This is a genomic window from Streptomyces sp. NPDC059787, assembly GCF_042732315.1.
GTDB classification, from domain to species: domain Bacteria; phylum Actinomycetota; class Actinomycetes; order Streptomycetales; family Streptomycetaceae; genus Streptomyces; species Streptomyces atrovirens.
Window position 1 is genome coordinate 132,357 of record NZ_JBHWHX010000013.1, and the last position, 13,592, is coordinate 145,948.

At 67.5% G+C, this 13,592-nt stretch carries 13 protein-coding genes and 1 pseudogene; 5 read left to right on the forward strand and 9 right to left on the reverse strand.

The genetic code is table 11. The features are described from left to right. Positions 1 to 9: 9 nt before the first annotated feature. Positions 10 to 1,353, reverse strand: coding sequence for a hypothetical protein (locus tag ACFV5H_RS15355; protein ID WP_385195066.1), 1,344 nt, complete (start codon positions 1,351 to 1,353; stop codon positions 10 to 12). Positions 1,354 to 1,599: 246 nt separating this feature from the next. Here ACFV5H_RS15355 and ACFV5H_RS15360 point away from each other — a divergent pair, with 246 nt between their 5' ends. Beyond that, complete coding sequence (locus tag ACFV5H_RS15360; protein WP_385195068.1) at positions 1,600 to 2,559, forward strand: DUF732 domain-containing protein; 960 nt, start codon at positions 1,600 to 1,602, stop codon at positions 2,557 to 2,559. 119 nt (positions 2,560 to 2,678) lie between these two features. Here ACFV5H_RS15360 and ACFV5H_RS15365 read toward each other — a convergent pair whose 3' ends face one another. From ACFV5H_RS15365 to ACFV5H_RS15375, 3 genes and pseudogenes are all read right to left on the reverse strand, one after another. Beyond that, complete coding sequence (locus tag ACFV5H_RS15365) at positions 2,679 to 3,734, reverse strand: ParB/RepB/Spo0J family partition protein (RefSeq protein ID WP_385195070.1); 1,056 nt, start codon at positions 3,732 to 3,734, stop codon at positions 2,679 to 2,681. An 89-nt stretch (positions 3,735 to 3,823) separates the two neighbouring features. Beyond that, complete coding sequence (locus ACFV5H_RS15370; RefSeq protein WP_385195073.1) at positions 3,824 to 5,089, reverse strand: ParA family protein; 1,266 nt, start codon at positions 5,087 to 5,089, stop codon at positions 3,824 to 3,826. Positions 5,090 to 5,258: 169 nt separating this feature from the next. Continuing rightward, positions 5,259 to 5,390: pseudogene (locus ACFV5H_RS15375) on the reverse strand (IS5/IS1182 family transposase); the annotation flags it as partial. Between the two features lie 66 nt (positions 5,391 to 5,456). On the opposite strand from ACFV5H_RS15375, the gene ACFV5H_RS15380 reads away from it, so the two are divergent. After that, positions 5,457 to 6,188, forward strand: a complete 732-nt coding sequence (locus ACFV5H_RS15380; RefSeq protein ID WP_385195075.1) for an alpha/beta fold hydrolase — start codon at positions 5,457 to 5,459, stop codon at positions 6,186 to 6,188. A 449-nt stretch (positions 6,189 to 6,637) separates the two neighbouring features. Here ACFV5H_RS15380 and ACFV5H_RS15385 read toward each other — a convergent pair whose 3' ends face one another. Beyond that, entirely contained in the window at positions 6,638 to 7,258 is a 621-nt protein-coding gene (locus ACFV5H_RS15385; protein WP_385195078.1) for a formylglycine-generating enzyme family protein, read from the reverse strand. Positions 7,259 to 7,283: 25 nt separating this feature from the next. Here ACFV5H_RS15385 and ACFV5H_RS15390 point away from each other — a divergent pair, with 25 nt between their 5' ends. Continuing rightward, positions 7,284 to 8,057 carry a hypothetical protein gene (locus tag ACFV5H_RS15390; RefSeq protein WP_385195081.1) on the forward strand — a complete coding sequence of 258 codons (774 nt, stop codon included), beginning with the start codon at positions 7,284 to 7,286 and terminating at the stop codon, positions 8,055 to 8,057. Positions 8,058 to 8,211: 154 nt separating this feature from the next. On the opposite strand, the gene ACFV5H_RS15395 is transcribed toward ACFV5H_RS15390, so the two are convergent. Continuing rightward, a complete protein-coding gene (locus ACFV5H_RS15395; protein WP_385046305.1) occupies positions 8,212 to 8,754 on the reverse strand; it encodes a hypothetical protein in 543 nt (180 codons plus the stop codon). Further along, entirely contained in the window at positions 8,751 to 9,407 is a 657-nt protein-coding gene (locus ACFV5H_RS15400) for a hypothetical protein (RefSeq protein WP_385195084.1), read from the reverse strand. Before ACFV5H_RS15400 ends, ACFV5H_RS15395 begins: the two co-directional genes overlap by 4 nt. A 573-nt stretch (positions 9,408 to 9,980) precedes the next feature. On the opposite strand from ACFV5H_RS15400, the gene ACFV5H_RS15405 reads away from it, so the two are divergent. Continuing rightward, positions 9,981 to 10,580: a hypothetical protein gene (locus ACFV5H_RS15405; protein WP_385195087.1), complete on the forward strand. Its 600-nt coding sequence runs from the start codon at positions 9,981 to 9,983 to the stop codon at positions 10,578 to 10,580. 87 nt (positions 10,581 to 10,667) lie between these two features. Here ACFV5H_RS15405 and ACFV5H_RS15410 read toward each other — a convergent pair whose 3' ends face one another. Both ACFV5H_RS15410 and ACFV5H_RS15415 read right to left on the reverse strand, forming a co-directional pair. Next, positions 10,668 to 11,093, reverse strand: coding sequence for a hypothetical protein (locus ACFV5H_RS15410; protein ID WP_385046314.1), 426 nt, complete (start codon positions 11,091 to 11,093; stop codon positions 10,668 to 10,670). A 48-nt stretch (positions 11,094 to 11,141) separates the two neighbouring features. After that, positions 11,142 to 11,825 carry a hypothetical protein gene (locus ACFV5H_RS15415; protein ID WP_385046317.1) on the reverse strand — a complete coding sequence of 228 codons (684 nt, stop codon included), beginning with the start codon at positions 11,823 to 11,825 and terminating at the stop codon, positions 11,142 to 11,144. Between the two features lie 895 nt (positions 11,826 to 12,720). Between ACFV5H_RS15415 and ACFV5H_RS15420 the strand changes: the two genes are divergently transcribed. Then, a complete protein-coding gene (locus ACFV5H_RS15420; RefSeq protein ID WP_385046320.1) occupies positions 12,721 to 13,473 on the forward strand; it encodes a DUF6008 family protein in 753 nt (250 codons plus the stop codon). Positions 13,474 to 13,592: the final 119 nt, after the last annotated feature.

Consider the following 13,592-nt stretch of genomic DNA (forward strand, 5'->3'; position numbering starts at 1 on the left):
GAGGTCTGCCTACTCCCCCGCCTTCCCGGCGCACGCCGACCTGATCTCCTCCAGCAGCTCCGGGTAGTGCTCGCCGTACGTGTGCACCGCGTGGCACACCGCGTCCAGTGCCGCCTTGAGCGGGGCGGGGTCAGCGGCGGCGAGTACGGCGGGAAGGGCGAAGTGCGGCTGTGAGATCCGGTGAGGGCTGCGCGGGGCGACGGCGGGGTGCACCACCACGGCGGTGCTGTGCCTTACGCCCGCGGCCGGTGTCGCGCTCCGGTCGGCGGGTGCCGCCGGTATGAGCTTGCCCAGTGCCCGGCCGAGGCCCGGCCGCCTTGGTATGTCATCGCCCGACTCCGCGGCCGGGACCCATGTCCACCCGGCTGTCACCTCCACCGGAGGGGTCGGCGGCCGGTACGGCGGGCGCTCCGGAGGTATCGCCTCGAGCACCGACCGGTCCGGTACGCGCGGGTCGGAGCGCAGGGTCTCCCACAGCAGGTCCCCGTCGTCGAACGGCGACGGCAGCGGACGTCTCTGCGTCAATGCGGTGAGCGCCTCGGCGACCCACGGCACGTCGGTCAGGCCCGCTGCCTCGCAGGCCCGCCGGGCGGCCAGCAACGCCACCGCACGCTGGACGTCGGGACCCGCGGCGTCGAGGGCGTGCACCAGGTCGCTGTCGAAGCGGAGCAGGCCGAGGACGTTGCTCCTGCGGACACCGCGCAGCCCTTCGCTCGGCAGCCGTCCGCCCCACACCCACTTCTCGTGGTGCAGTCGCCGCTCCTCTTCGGCCCGTTCCTCCACTTGGCGGGCCAGGCGTTCGGTCTCGGCGCTCTCCTCGGGTGTGGGCGGCGGCGGAAGATCGCGCGCGCAACGGTGCCAGTACGCAGCGTTCCGTGAGGTCTGGCGGATGACGCGGTCCGGGGAAGGTGGCGCGGGCCAGAACTGCAGGAGGTAGCTGTCCGTCTGCGGCTCCCCGTCCCCCCTGGTGTCAAGCTCCCGGCCCTCGTCCATCCCCCGGGCGCAGTACCGCACCCGGTAGTCGGTCCGGGCGAGATCCAGATCCCACGCGGCTTCGCCCGCCCACTGCACCAAGCTGGTGCGTTCCGACAGCGGGCGGAAGGACACCTCCACCACGTCCTCCCAGACCGGGTCCAGTGGAGGGGCCTCGTCGTGGACCTCCACGGTGAAACCGACGTTGCCCGTGTGCAGTCCGGTGTGCAGCCAGAGCGCGCCTGGGACCGCCGCCCCGCACAGTCCTCCGCTCTGGCCTGCGAACGCCTCGGTGAGGGCCGGGGTCGCGTTGTCCGGATCACTTTCGACGTAGATCTGCCCGTAGTGGACGTGCACCTCACCCGTGACCGGCCTGCGCACGGCACCCCTCCCTCAGTCGCCGACGGCCTCGGAGCCTCTGTCGGACGGGCCGTCACCTTTCCCGCATCATGCCGCAGGCCACTGACAACGGGTCCGCCGACAACAGTGACCGGCTCTGCTCACGGGACGCGACGTCAGACGAACCCGTTCCACTTCATCACTGGTCTTGGAGCAGCACAGGAGGGGCGGCGAAGCGGTTGGACCGCATACAGTCAGCGAGGTTCAACAGGGGAGGAAAACCCGCACGTGAAGCACTGCATCGCCCACCGCGCTGCCACCGCGTTGCTGTGCGCCGCCGCCACCGTGATCATCAGCGGTTGCGGCTCAAACGGTGCCGAGGCCGGCGCGAAGAGCGCCTCGTCTGCGACCGGGACGGCGCACGCGTTCGACACAGGGGACGGCACGTCCGCCGGGCCCCGAGCCGAGGAGAGCACGGAGGACCCCACCTCCGGACCGCCTTACGTACCCGTCCCGGAGTTCAGCTCCGCAGCCGCACGCGACGTGGCGTTCGTCGGCGACGTCGGCCAGTTCACCGCGTGGCCCGGCGCCACGGAGTACGAAGCCATGTCGTCCTCCGACGGCGGATACAACATCTCGGATTTCCGCAAGGCCGTGATCAGGGACGCGGGAGCTGTCTGCGACGCGTTCATCGCCGGGACCGGCATGAACGACGTCCCCGACACCGTAGGGCTGCCGTTCGCCGACCCGATCGACCAGGCCGCCTTCATCGTGGAGGCGGTCACCTTCTACTGCCCGGACCAGATCGCCGCAGTGACCGACGACGTGTACAGCGAGCCGGTGGCGACCGAACAGGACGAGGACTGCCCGGCCGTCTCCACCCTGAAGGCGACGGCCACGATCGAGCGGCCGGACGCCGATGACGACCCCACCTCGGCCACGTACTCGGTGAAGGTCCGCAACACCTCTTCGTACGACGTACGCGTCCAGCTCCAGCAGCGCTGGTTCGCCGACGGGAAGGTGCCCGAGATGCAACTCGCCCCCGAGTGGGTACCGGAGTGGGGGTTCTTCGGCGAGACGGGCGAGGACCAGTTCTTCACCATCGCGGCGGGCGAGACCTTCGCCTACGAAGGTGAGCAGAACGGTGTCTACTACTGGGACCGCACCGAAGTCCGCGTCGCTCCCAAGGAGTTCGCGTTCTTCGGATGCGGCTACCGGCCCGGCCCCGATGTCCTCACGGAGGAATAGCCGCGTGGCTCCCCCTTCCGCCGCGGGTGGAGAACGGCTGGGGCCGGTCCCTCGAAGGAGGGGCCGGCCCCGGGTTGCGGTGGCTGCTCGGTCAGGTCGGCCATGGGCCGGGACAGGGTTCAGCCGGTGTGGACGGTGTGGCTCTCTCTGTGCTTGATGAGGAGGTCCAGCATCTTGTCGAACTCCTCGGGCGGCATCTTGTGGATCAGGTGCTGCGCCGCGTACACGCCGTCCTGGTAGGGGAACCGCTTCGGCTGTTCTCCCGCACCGGTCGCCGTCGCGGGAGCAGCGGCCTGCACGGGAACGGATGGTGTGTCCTTCTCCGTTTCCCTGGCGGGCGATTCGTGCTCCATGGCCGTCGGTACGGAGGCCGCGGGTTTCCCTGTGGTGACGGGTTCCTCCGGTGCCGGGGACGGTTCGGCTGCTTTGTGGTCGTGTGGTTCTCCGCCGCCCACGGTGTCGGTGATTACGCCGTAATCACCGGAGGGGCTGCCTTCCGAGCTTGCGGGCGTGCCGGGTACCGACTGCGTCCTGTGCTCCGCGAAGGTGCGTACCTCCTCTTCCTTTCGTGCTCTTTCGGCCTTCAGCTCCTGCAGAGCCGCCTTCTGTTGGTCTGCCGGTTTGTTGCCGACAGCTCGCAGCAGATCGATGGGTTCCTCGCCGATGCGTGCCTGCAGCTCGGGGACGAGGTTGAGCAGGGCGAGACGCTGTGACACCCAGCCCTGGGAGCGGTGGAGGCGCTTGGCGAGGGCTCTCTGGCTTCCGTGGATGGCCAGGAGCCGTTGGAGAGCGCGGGCTTCGTCGAGTTCTTCGAGGTCCTGCCGGTGGATGTTGGCGACGAGGGCGGACTCGAGGAGTTCCTCCGAGGTGGTGCCCTGGTCGTCGCTGACCATCACCTTGACGGTGGTGAGGCCGGCTTCGCGTGCGGCGGCGAGGCGGCTGCTGCCGTCGATGACGACGTGGGTGGTGTCCGGTTCGAGGTCGACTTCACGGTCCGGGTTGGCTTTGACGTAGGCGTCGCGGTTCATGACCGTGATCGCCTGTTTCTGGCCGTGGGTCCTCAGGCTGCCGGCAAGGTCGGTGAGGTCTCCGAGGGTGGAGCGGGGGTTGTCCGGATTGGGGCTGATGCGTTCGACAGGGAGTTCCGCCGGTGGGGCGACGCCTTCGGTGGGCACGCCGGTCGCGGCAGCGACAGCCTGGCGGCGTGCGCTGACGGGACGTACTCCCCCACCGAATCGGCCGGCACCGAGTTGATCGGCCTTGCTCACAAGACCTCCCTGGCGAGCGCACGCATGCCGACTGCCTGCTGTGATTTGGGTGCGTAGGACAACAGGGGTTCCTTCACCCGGACGGCTTCTTTCTGTTCCTTGAGGTCTCCGATGAGGCCGACGACCCGTGGATCCTTTATGTCCACCCATCCCTGGAGGGACGAGGTGGCAATGTAACCGCGACGGGAGTCGTACAGATTGACGACGATGCCGAGGTAGTCGATGTCGACCTGAAGGTCACCGCGGAGGTCGTCGATCTGCGTGGTGAGCAGTTCGTACGCGTCGGCCGAGCTGTCTTCTGCCTGGACGACGATCAGGGCGCCGGACTGTCCGGGCGTTTCTCCGTCGCGACGGCGGCCGTAGTAGGCGGCGGCGTCCATGCTCAGCCCGAGGCTGGGCGGGCAGTCGACGATGATTACGTCGTAATCAGCTTCGAGCGGGGCGAGGGCTCGCTCGAGTGCGGCTTCCCGGGCGCGCACGGCGGAGAGGCGCACGTCGAGCAGGAACGCGTCATTGCAGGCGGGCAGCAGGTGGAGTCGGCCGTTGAAGGTGTCGTCGTCGATGGAGACGATGAGGTCGCCCAGGTCGCCCTTGGGGTCACCTGCCATGTGGTTGGTGAGGCTGTCGCCGTTCATGGGCAGGGGTGCGGCACCGAGCTGGTTGGTGAGGTGGCACTGCGGGTCGAAGTCGACGAGGAGCACGCGCATTCCGGGGCCGGGGAGGTTCTCGATGTCGAGTGGATCGTCGTCCGGCTCGGCTTCGTCGGGGTGAACTTCGCTGGCGCGCAGTGCTTTGGTGAGGGCTTTGGCGACGCGGACGGGCTGCAGGGTGTCGGGGTCCTCTGCCAAGGCCTCGCCCAGACCTGCGGTGATCGCGGTCTTGCCGACTCCGCCTTTCTGGTTGCAGACGACGATCCGACGCGTGATGGAGGGCCGCTCGATGTCCGGGGCCGGGTGGGTCTCGAGCCACAACTGGACGGACTGGGCGAGGCCCTGGATGAGTGAGACGCGTCGATCGGCGGCGATCCGCCGGAACCCTTCCCACTGGCCGGGGGGCAGGAAGGTGGCGAAGGAGTCGGCGCCGGCTGTGTCGACCGCCGCGGTGGCGGAGGCCAGATCACACCAGGCGCTGATGCCTTCTTCCACGGCGGCCTGGATCTCGATGCCGCGCTGAGCGGCTCTGACTTTGAGGTTCTGCCGGAGCCATCCCGGCAGTTTGGAGACGACCTTCTCGCGGTCGCTGGAGGTGGCTGGCGAACTCATGCGAGACACCATACTAACGTTCATGATCGATTAACACATCGACACGTTAGTTAGACCAAGTTGATGTGTGCCCATGGCCGCCTGGGTGATTACGGCGTAATCACCCAGCACGCCAACCAGGCACGGACCCACCGGTGATTACGGCGTAATCACCGACAGCGGCAGGTACGCGCCGACAACCGAGGGGCGAGTACGCCTCATCGCCGCCGACGTGGCCGGGCCGGATGCGCGGTCGTCCACCGGCCTGCCGGGACACGCGGATCTCTTCCAGGAGTGAGCAGCCCCGCCGGTCGGCATCTCCGCGTCTCAGCGCCGGGACGGCTCGCCGGTAGAGTCGGTCCGAGGAGAGTGCTGATCTGGGGGACTCATGACGGCAGCGGGTGCACCGCCCATCATCCTCGTACACGGAACGCGGTTCAGCGCGGGACAGTGGAGTCCACAGCTGGCCGCACTCCAAGAGGACTTCCCGGTAGCCGCCGTTGACCTACCAGGCCACGGCGCCCGCTCGGCTCAACCCTGGAGCCTGAACGCGGCGACGGAGATCATCGCCTCCGCGGTGGACTCGCTCGACCGCGGGCCGGCTCTGGTCGTCGGGCACTCGCTCGGCGGATACGCCTCGCTGGAGTTCGCGCGGCACCACCCCGGGCGACTGCGAGGGCTGGTCCTTGCCGGGGCCAGCGCCTCGACCCGTGGCCCGTGGGCAACGCCGTATCGGTGGGTCGCCGGGCTCGTCCCTCGTATACCGGCGGACCGGCTGACCCGGTGGAACGACCGGTTGCTGCGCCGGCTCTATCCGCCCGAGGTGGTGGAGGCGACCATCCGCTCCGGCTATGCCTTCCACACCCTGCCGGCCGCCTGGGGCGAGGTGCTGGGCCGCTTCGACGCGGAAGCGATGCGCCATGTGGCCGCTCCCGTACTCATCCTGAACGGCGAGAAGGACACTCTCTTCCGGTCCGGCGAGATGGACTTCGCCCGCGCGCATCCGAACGCCCGCGTCGAACTGATCCCGCGGGCAGGACATCTCGCGAACTTCGACGATCCGGATGCCTTCACCGACGCCGTCCGCCGCTTTGCTCGACAGCTGCCTGTGCGCAGCTGAGCGCACCGGAACCGGATCCCGCCAGGACTGCCCGAGCGGGCACAGCAGGATCACGAACGCTCAGGCCGACCAAATCCGCCGGTTGTGGCCGACGGCGACGCCGGATTCGAGGTTGCGCAGTCCGGCGCGGCGTCGGAAGCGCGGTCACGATCAAATCGCGCGCTCACTGGCCGACACGGTGCCACCCAGTCACGATCCCAACAGGGCGAACGGTGCCTGATACGGCGCCAGGCACTTGCCACTCGCCCTCTCCAGATGCTGACACCGCTCCCCTGGCGCGGGTGATTACGGCGTAATCACCCGCCTGCCCCGCCGTACATCCTCCGTGGCCTCTTCCCGGCCAGGATCACGTGTCGGTGTCCCTCGGAATGCGCACAGGCCGGTACGGCCGAGGGTCCGCGGACCCGGTGGGGATCGTCCGTCATGCGGCGCCGGCACGATGCCCGGCTCTACACGGCCGGTGCCGCCAGGCGGAAGCCCACGCCGATCGCTTCGAGGTCCGGCTCGTAGGCGCCGTGCCGGCGGGCGCAGCGGGCCAGGTCCCGGTCGTGGCGGAACGAGCCGCCCCGGGTGATGTGCCGGTCGAAGGCCCAGTCCTCGGTGGCCGGTACCGCGGCGGGCGCGCCCGGGTAGGGGGCGTAGAGGGTGGAGGTCCACTCGTCGGCGTTGCCCGCCATGTCCAGCACCCCGAAGGGGCCGGCTCCCTCGGGGAACGAGCCGACCGGGGTCGTGGTGCCGATACCGAGGTCCACCAGGTTGGCCAGGCCGGTGCGGTACTCCTCGCCCCACGGGAACTCCCGGTCGTCGTCACCGCGTGCGGCGCGCTCCCACTCGTCCTCCGTGGGCAGCCGCACATCGAGGCCGAGCCGTTCCCCGAGCCAGTGGCAGTAGGCCGTCGCCGCCTCCCAGATGAGCCCGATGACCGGGTGGCCCGCCGGCGCCTGCGGGACCGGCCGGCCGGCGGCCGCCGTGAAACGTGTCCACTGGCCGAGCGTGAGGGGTGCGTAGCCGCTGTGGTTACCGGGCCAGGCACTCGACCGCTGCGGACAACGCCGAACGCGCCTCGTCATCGGTTGTCACTGGGCAGGCGGTGCGTTGTTCCAGCTTGCTCAGAGCACGGACCGCGGCATTCAAGTAGCGGTCGAGACCGACCATCTGAGTGGGCGTACCGCAGTGGGGGAGGACTTCCGCGACTTCGTTCAGCCAGTACTCGGCGTCCTCGTCCAGGACGAGACCGTCTCTGTGGTCCAGGAGCCGCTGTGCCACCGGCACCAGGAGACGGTGCCGGTGGCGGGCGGCTTCCTGAGCTCGTTGCTCGGCTTCGCGGCGGCGGGCAAGACGCCGTTCGACTGCGACGACCGCCTCAGGGGTGCGGCGGACGGGCTCTGGATGCGCCGTGTCGTCCGCCAGCACCGCGGCCTGAAGTCGCTTGGCCTTGTTGTAGGCCGCGCTGGCAGCCTTCACTGCGAGCGCAGGTGCCAGTTCGATCCATTCGGCTCCAGCGGCACGCGCGTCGGCGACGGCTCGAGCCTGATGGATCTCAGCGCGCTCACGCAGGTACTCCCAGAGCTGGACACGCTTGAGAGCAGCTGCCTTCTGCTTCTCGGACGGAAGCCTGCGGAGGGCAGCGGCGTGCTTTTCGGCGTACAGAAGCGCGCCGAAGACCTCGTCATCGACCGCCATGCGTTCGACGCTCGGGTCCTCGGCCTCCTCATGGAGCCGACGAAGGTCACCGACGACTGCCACGGCATCTATCTTCCCGACTCGAGCAGCAGCCTTGACCAGCGGCTTTGTTGGGGGAGGGGACTTCCGGACGCGACCTGCCATGAGAAACAGTCTGCCTGCTCGGAAGTGATTCACAGAATGTGAATCACCGAAGACGAGCAACCTCCGAGTACAAACACGATGCCCTCGCCAAGGTCTTCCGTGGTGCCAGTGTGAGCGAGAAGGTAAGCTGTCTTCCGAAACCTAGACACAGTGAGGCCCCCGCTTCGGCGGGGGCCTCACTGTTGTGCCGGTCGTGTCACGGGCGGGGTGGCCTCCGCCGTGAGCGGTCGCGGGCCGTCGAGAGGCTCAGTACCTCCGCGGTTTCCTCGGGGACCGTCTTCGTCGGCTTCGGGCGGCCGGGGGAACTCCTGCGGCCCAGACGCTTCTCCTTCTTCTCCTGCTCGGCCTGGGCGACGGAGGCCTCGTATCGCTCCTGGTAGTCGTCGACGTCGAGACGGTCCGCGGGGTCGAGCGTGCCGATGGCCTCCAGGTGCTCGGTGACGCTGCGCGCGCCACTGATCATCGGGTTGAGGAGATAGATGCCCTTGGCCTGGCGGAACACCAGCTTGGCGAGGATCAGGGCCTGCAGGCCCCGCCCCACCATGGAGCGGTGTACGTCCAGGGCTTCGGCCAGCTCCTCTTCGGTGACCAGGCAGCGCCCTCCCGGCTCCTGGGTCCCCAGGAGCCGGAAAAGCACTCGGTAGGCGATCCCCGGCATCGCGGGCATGTAGGCGAAGCCGTTGAAGGTGCCGTATGTCAGCTCCGGCGGCTCCGGGTTCGCAGACGCTGCAGTCCTCATCCTCGCTCCTCCGGCTTCTTCTCCGTACGCTTGCGCGTCCTCGATGACGGTCTGGGTAGTTTCGCACCTGGAAGGGCCATGTTCCTGAACTCTTCCGGAACGCCGGGGTCGAGCACGAGCTCGTTGAGCAGGCTCAGCTGTTCCACCTGGACCTTGACGCTCTTGGCCGCCGACCCGCGAACAGGCTTCTCGATCAGTCGGTAGCCGCCGCGAAGGGTTACCGCGGGCTGCAGCTGGATCGACCCCTTCTTCGGCGAGTAGGCGAGCCCCAGCCTCTTCAGCTTGGCCTGTGCCCGTGACACCTGGGCAGGGTTCATGTCCAGCTCGGCGGCGATCTCGGTCTGCCTGAGCTCGACGGCTCCTCCTACTTCCTGGCTTCCCATCATGTAGAGCAGCACGCACAGGGTCACGTTGTCGGTGCGGAAGTATCTGGCAGCCCAGCGCAGGAACTCCAGGCTGTCCTGGGCGAAGTACTTGCCGACGAAGTCGCCGGCGGTGACCAGGGGTCTGACCTCTGCCGTGTGGCCGACGGGCAACTCGACGAGGTTCTTCCTGGGACCGAGCGTGCCCGCGTACGGACTGCTGGCGCTCGGTGCACGAGGCGGGGACGAACCGGGAACCCGGCGGGGGCTCCCTTGAGGTTGTGCGGGCATGTCGCTGCGTACTCCTCAAGATCGAAACCTAGACGCGGAGCACAGTAGTGATTGCGCATATAGATAGCAACGAGGCGACACATCTGCGCGTTGAGCATGTCGAACATGACTTCGGAGACATGTTCGCGAAGGCTCCGAAACCCGTCGCGAGATTGCGCATCCAAGTCGCAATGAATACGGGGCAACTTGACCTGGGACGCAAGTTGAGCATGCCCAACTTGACGTGGGAGTCATGTTCTGAGGCTCCAGCACATGCTCTGACCTGCGGAAACGCAATCCTCTCTATTCTCTATAAGTGCGGGTCCGTGTCTTGCTCGGGCCTTCCCTGGCCGATCTCGCCAGTCGTCTGTTCGACACCAGGGGGCTTCGTCCGCTCATGCAGTCGTTTCGATCCGGACCTGCAGCACTCTCTGCCTCGATGGAGCCTGCACCACCGAAAGTCAGCCACAACGGTGCAGGTGGCCGAACGGTCAGGCGCGCGTGTGTCTCCAGCAACCCCGTCCGGTCTCAGCCACGCTTCCCGGTTTTCAAGGGCCCTGAGGAGTTGGCTTCCCGCACGGGGAGAATGGGTCGGTGAACCCTCGTGACCTCGAACTGACCCTCGCCGCCGCTCGTGCCGTCGGCCCCTGTCCGCCTGGGGAGGAGGCAGCCTGGACCGAGCAGGTCCGGGCCCGGGCCGTCCACCTCTACACCCTCGCCGACACGGTGGGGCAGGACCTCCAGCGCCTGGACGCCGCGAAGCAGTTCACGGCAACCCTGCTCTCCGTCCGCATCGAGTCGACGAGTACCCGCGGGCTCCTGGTCGTCCGTAACACCTCCGGTGAGCTGGAGCGTCTGCGCACCGACCGTGGGGATACGGACGCGGGCCGGGCGATGATCGAGCGTGCTCGGGCGCTGGTGGGGCACCGGCTGCGTGTGTACCGCCTCAACGAGCAGATGGCCTCCAACGCCAAGCTGCAGGTCCGCACCGTCGTCCACCTGGCCGACTACGGACAGGACACCGATCCCGTGCACGAGCACAGCGCGAAGGAGAACGTGCTGGCGGCGGCCGAGGGTGACAAGGAGTCCGCCCGCCAGGCCTGGCTGGAGGCCGGTCTGCCGGAGACCGGCTCGGTGACCGTACGTCAGCTCGTCGAGGCTCTGGCTCAGCTGCCCGTCGCCGACATGCTGTAGCCCCTGCCGGGTATAGTGCGGGCAACCATCTCTTGCTCAGGCACCGGGGCCCCACCGATACGTCGGTGGGGCCCCGGTTTTTTGTGCTCAGGCGACCTGGAGGTTCGGACGGCCGTCCGCCGTGGGCGGGACGGCGGCGTAGGCGGGAAGTTTCAGGTTGGGCAGCTCGCCGGCTTTGATGTTCGAGATCGCGGCACGGAAGGAGGCCTCCATGTCCTGGGAGCTGGCGTACTTCGCTGCCAGGGGGTGGAGGCGGTAGGAGTTGCCCTTGCCTCGGCTGCCTTCCTCGTTCTTGGGGCGCAGGACGATGTTCAGCTCGCACAGAGGGGCGATGAGGTTGCTGACGGCCTGTGGGGTGACGCGGTACTCACGGGCCATGTCCTTCTGCCGTACGGGAAGATGCCCGCCGAAGTCGGAGCGGTAGAGCAGGTACTGGAGGAACTTCACGGTGGCTCCGGAGACGGGCAGGGCCCAGATGCGTTCGGACACGACCGGTGACATGACTTCAGCCATCGGTTTCCCTTCTTCCTGCCGGGCGGCGCAGCGTCAGGTGGATGTGTATCACCCGGTGCGTCGCCCCATGTCGTAGGGCGGGTGCTGGGTGAGGTCGAGGTCCTGTTCTTCCTGTTGGGGATCCGGGCCGATCCCGTTGGGGAAGGCTTCTGGGTCGCGGTCGTGCTGGACGGCGATCTGTTCCAGGACGGCGTGCTGGGCGGTGCTGTTGCCTTGGAACCACAGGCGGACGTTCAACTGGATCATGCCGTTGCCGAGCTGTTCGATCCACCGGTAGCCGACCAGGGCCTTGATCGCGCGGTTGACCGTGGAGCGGGTGATGCGTTTGCCGTTCTTCTGGGCTGCGAGCTTGTTGAGGCCGTCGGTGATCTCCTGCTGTGTGTACGGGGTGACGCCGGTGCCGTGCTGCTGGCCGCCGGCGACGTAGAGGAAGACGCACAGCTGGGATTTGGTGATGGAGTTGGCTACGGCGAGCTGGGCCAGGAGCTGGGTGAACCAGTTCGAGGCCAGGCTGTAGCCGGCGTCACCGGCCATGTCGTGGACGGCCGTGTGGTCGGGCTCGTACTCGAAGGTGACGTTCTTGAGCTTGCGGCGGCCACGAGGGTCGGCGCTCTGCGTCGCTTCTCCCAGTTGTTCTCCGAGGACCTGGAGAAGGTCCTCGAAGCCCTCGTCGCCCGATGGAACGTCAGCGACGACGCGTGGTCTCGGTCGTGCCGGCGGATCAGGTGTCACAGGACCTCCCTTGATACTCAGGCGTTCCAGACACTAGCCCAAATATCAAGCGGTGGTTGTTTTTTGCGCCAACGACCCACTGCGCGAGGGCCCTTGAACGGCTCCCCCCGTTCCTGCCGCCGAAAAGTCAAACACAGCTTGATTTTTTCGGCCGGTTTGCGCAGAGAGTCAAGCATTGCTTGATTTTCCGTGTCCCGATGGCAGCACATTCCGTTCGAGTCGACCCGCTTCCCGGCCGCACTCCCGGAGGCAGGTCCACGTCGCTGACCTGCGACATCGTCATCCCTCCGAGGCTCCCGGAAGAATCAACCACAGCTTGAGTTTCCACCCCAAACGTGTCCGCCAGGTTGACATTCCGCGACCCCGAATGTGCTCCCCAGGACAACATGGGTTCGGTGAAACCGCAGGTCAGAGGGTTAAAGTTCAGCGTGCCTCTTACTAAAGAGGCACGCACCCACGAACGGTCCTGGCGTCTGTCCCTCATCAGCCCGGTCCGCTGCCCATCCCTGACCGGCACCACCGAACGCCAACCCCATGGGCGAGTGGCATGACAGTCGACGGGTGGAAGCACCTGCACCACCCACACCGCTCAACCACGCTTGTTGTCTTGAAACGTCACGGGAGCAACCACCCGGGACTCGGCCCCGTTGGTGCTGTCCACTGCCCGCACCGCCCCACGGGCCCGCACGCGAAGCGAGCTCAGCCGGTCCTCTGTCTGTTTTCACCGTGCAAGAGCGACTTCGAGAAAGCCCGCATGTTCGAAGTGGTGAACGTACGGCGTGGATTTCTAGCGTTCTGGTCGGCACCGCCAGCCGTGCCACACCTGTCCGGAGTCGCTGAAGGAGCACCTGTGGATCACATGGATCACAAGCCCGGAACGCCTGGAATGCACGAGATGAGTGACCCCGTGTCCGCCGTGGACACCGCGGGTGCCCTCTTCTTCACCGGATGGGCCGTGGCGATGTGGGCGGCGGTCGCCGTACTCGCCTATGCGAACCGGGGTCCGGTGCGGCCCTGGTTGTACCGGACGGCGGTGGGGTTGATCGGTCTGGGAGTCGTCGGGCAGATCGGCCACTTCCAGGAGCACGTGGCGCAGGCTGCCTACTGGATCGCCAACCCGTACTCCCCGGCCTGGATGACTCCCTGGGCGAACAGTTTCGCCCAGGGGATGGGTCAGGTCGACACGTCCAAGCCGGCGCTCGGCATGGAACTGCTCCACCTCATCGGCAACCTCATCTTCCTGGCCGGCCTGGTCGGCATCGTGCAGATCACGCGGCGGGTCAGCGGTGAGCTGAAGTCCCGGAAGTGGGCCAGGATGGGTGTGTGGATGCAGGGCATCCACGGTGTGGAGCACCTCGTGCTGACCGTCTCCGTGGCGCTGGGCGCCAGCCGGGCCATCGGTCTGTCCACCTGGTTCGGTGCGATCGAACCGGGGGTGGCGCTGTCGACGTACCGGGTGTGGTGGCACTTCGTCGCCAACCTCGTCGGAACGGCCATCCTTGGGCTCGCGATATTCCACCTGTGGCGGGAGAAGCGCAGCGTCAGGACGGCCTATCTCCTGGAGTCGGACAACGGCCTCCCGCACGTCCCCGGCGAGGGAATCCGTGAGGACGTGCCCCGGGAGCCCGTGCTGGCAAGCAGGGAGTGAGGGGCGGCTGCGGCACGGCTGGAGTGATTACGGCGTAATCAAAACAGCCGGGCCCACACCGGCGCGCGGGTGGTAGGTTCGGGGTGCACGGGCCCCACCCGGCCAAACAACCAAACGCC

Excerpts from the sequence above, each read along its gene's own strand:
- ACFV5H_RS15370 (WP_385195073.1), bottom strand. The coding sequence starts at position 5,089 with ATGAGTTCGCCAGCCACCTCCAGCGACCGCGAGAAGGTCGTCTCCAAA.
- ACFV5H_RS15380 (WP_385195075.1), top strand. The coding sequence starts at position 5,457 with ATGACGGCAGCGGGTGCACCGCCCATCATCCTCGTACACGGAACGCGG.
- ACFV5H_RS15385 (WP_385195078.1), bottom strand. The coding sequence starts at position 7,258 with ATGACGAGGCGCGTTCGGCGTTGTCCGCAGCGGTCGAGTGCCTGGCCC.
- ACFV5H_RS15395 (WP_385046305.1), bottom strand. The coding sequence starts at position 8,754 with ATGAGGACTGCAGCGTCTGCGAACCCGGAGCCGCCGGAGCTGACATAC.
- ACFV5H_RS15400 (WP_385195084.1), bottom strand. The coding sequence starts at position 9,407 with ATGCCCGCACAACCTCAAGGGAGCCCCCGCCGGGTTCCCGGTTCGTCC.
- ACFV5H_RS15410 (WP_385046314.1), bottom strand. The coding sequence starts at position 11,093 with ATGGCTGAAGTCATGTCACCGGTCGTGTCCGAACGCATCTGGGCCCTG.
- ACFV5H_RS15420 (WP_385046320.1), top strand. The coding sequence starts at position 12,721 with ATGAGTGACCCCGTGTCCGCCGTGGACACCGCGGGTGCCCTCTTCTTC.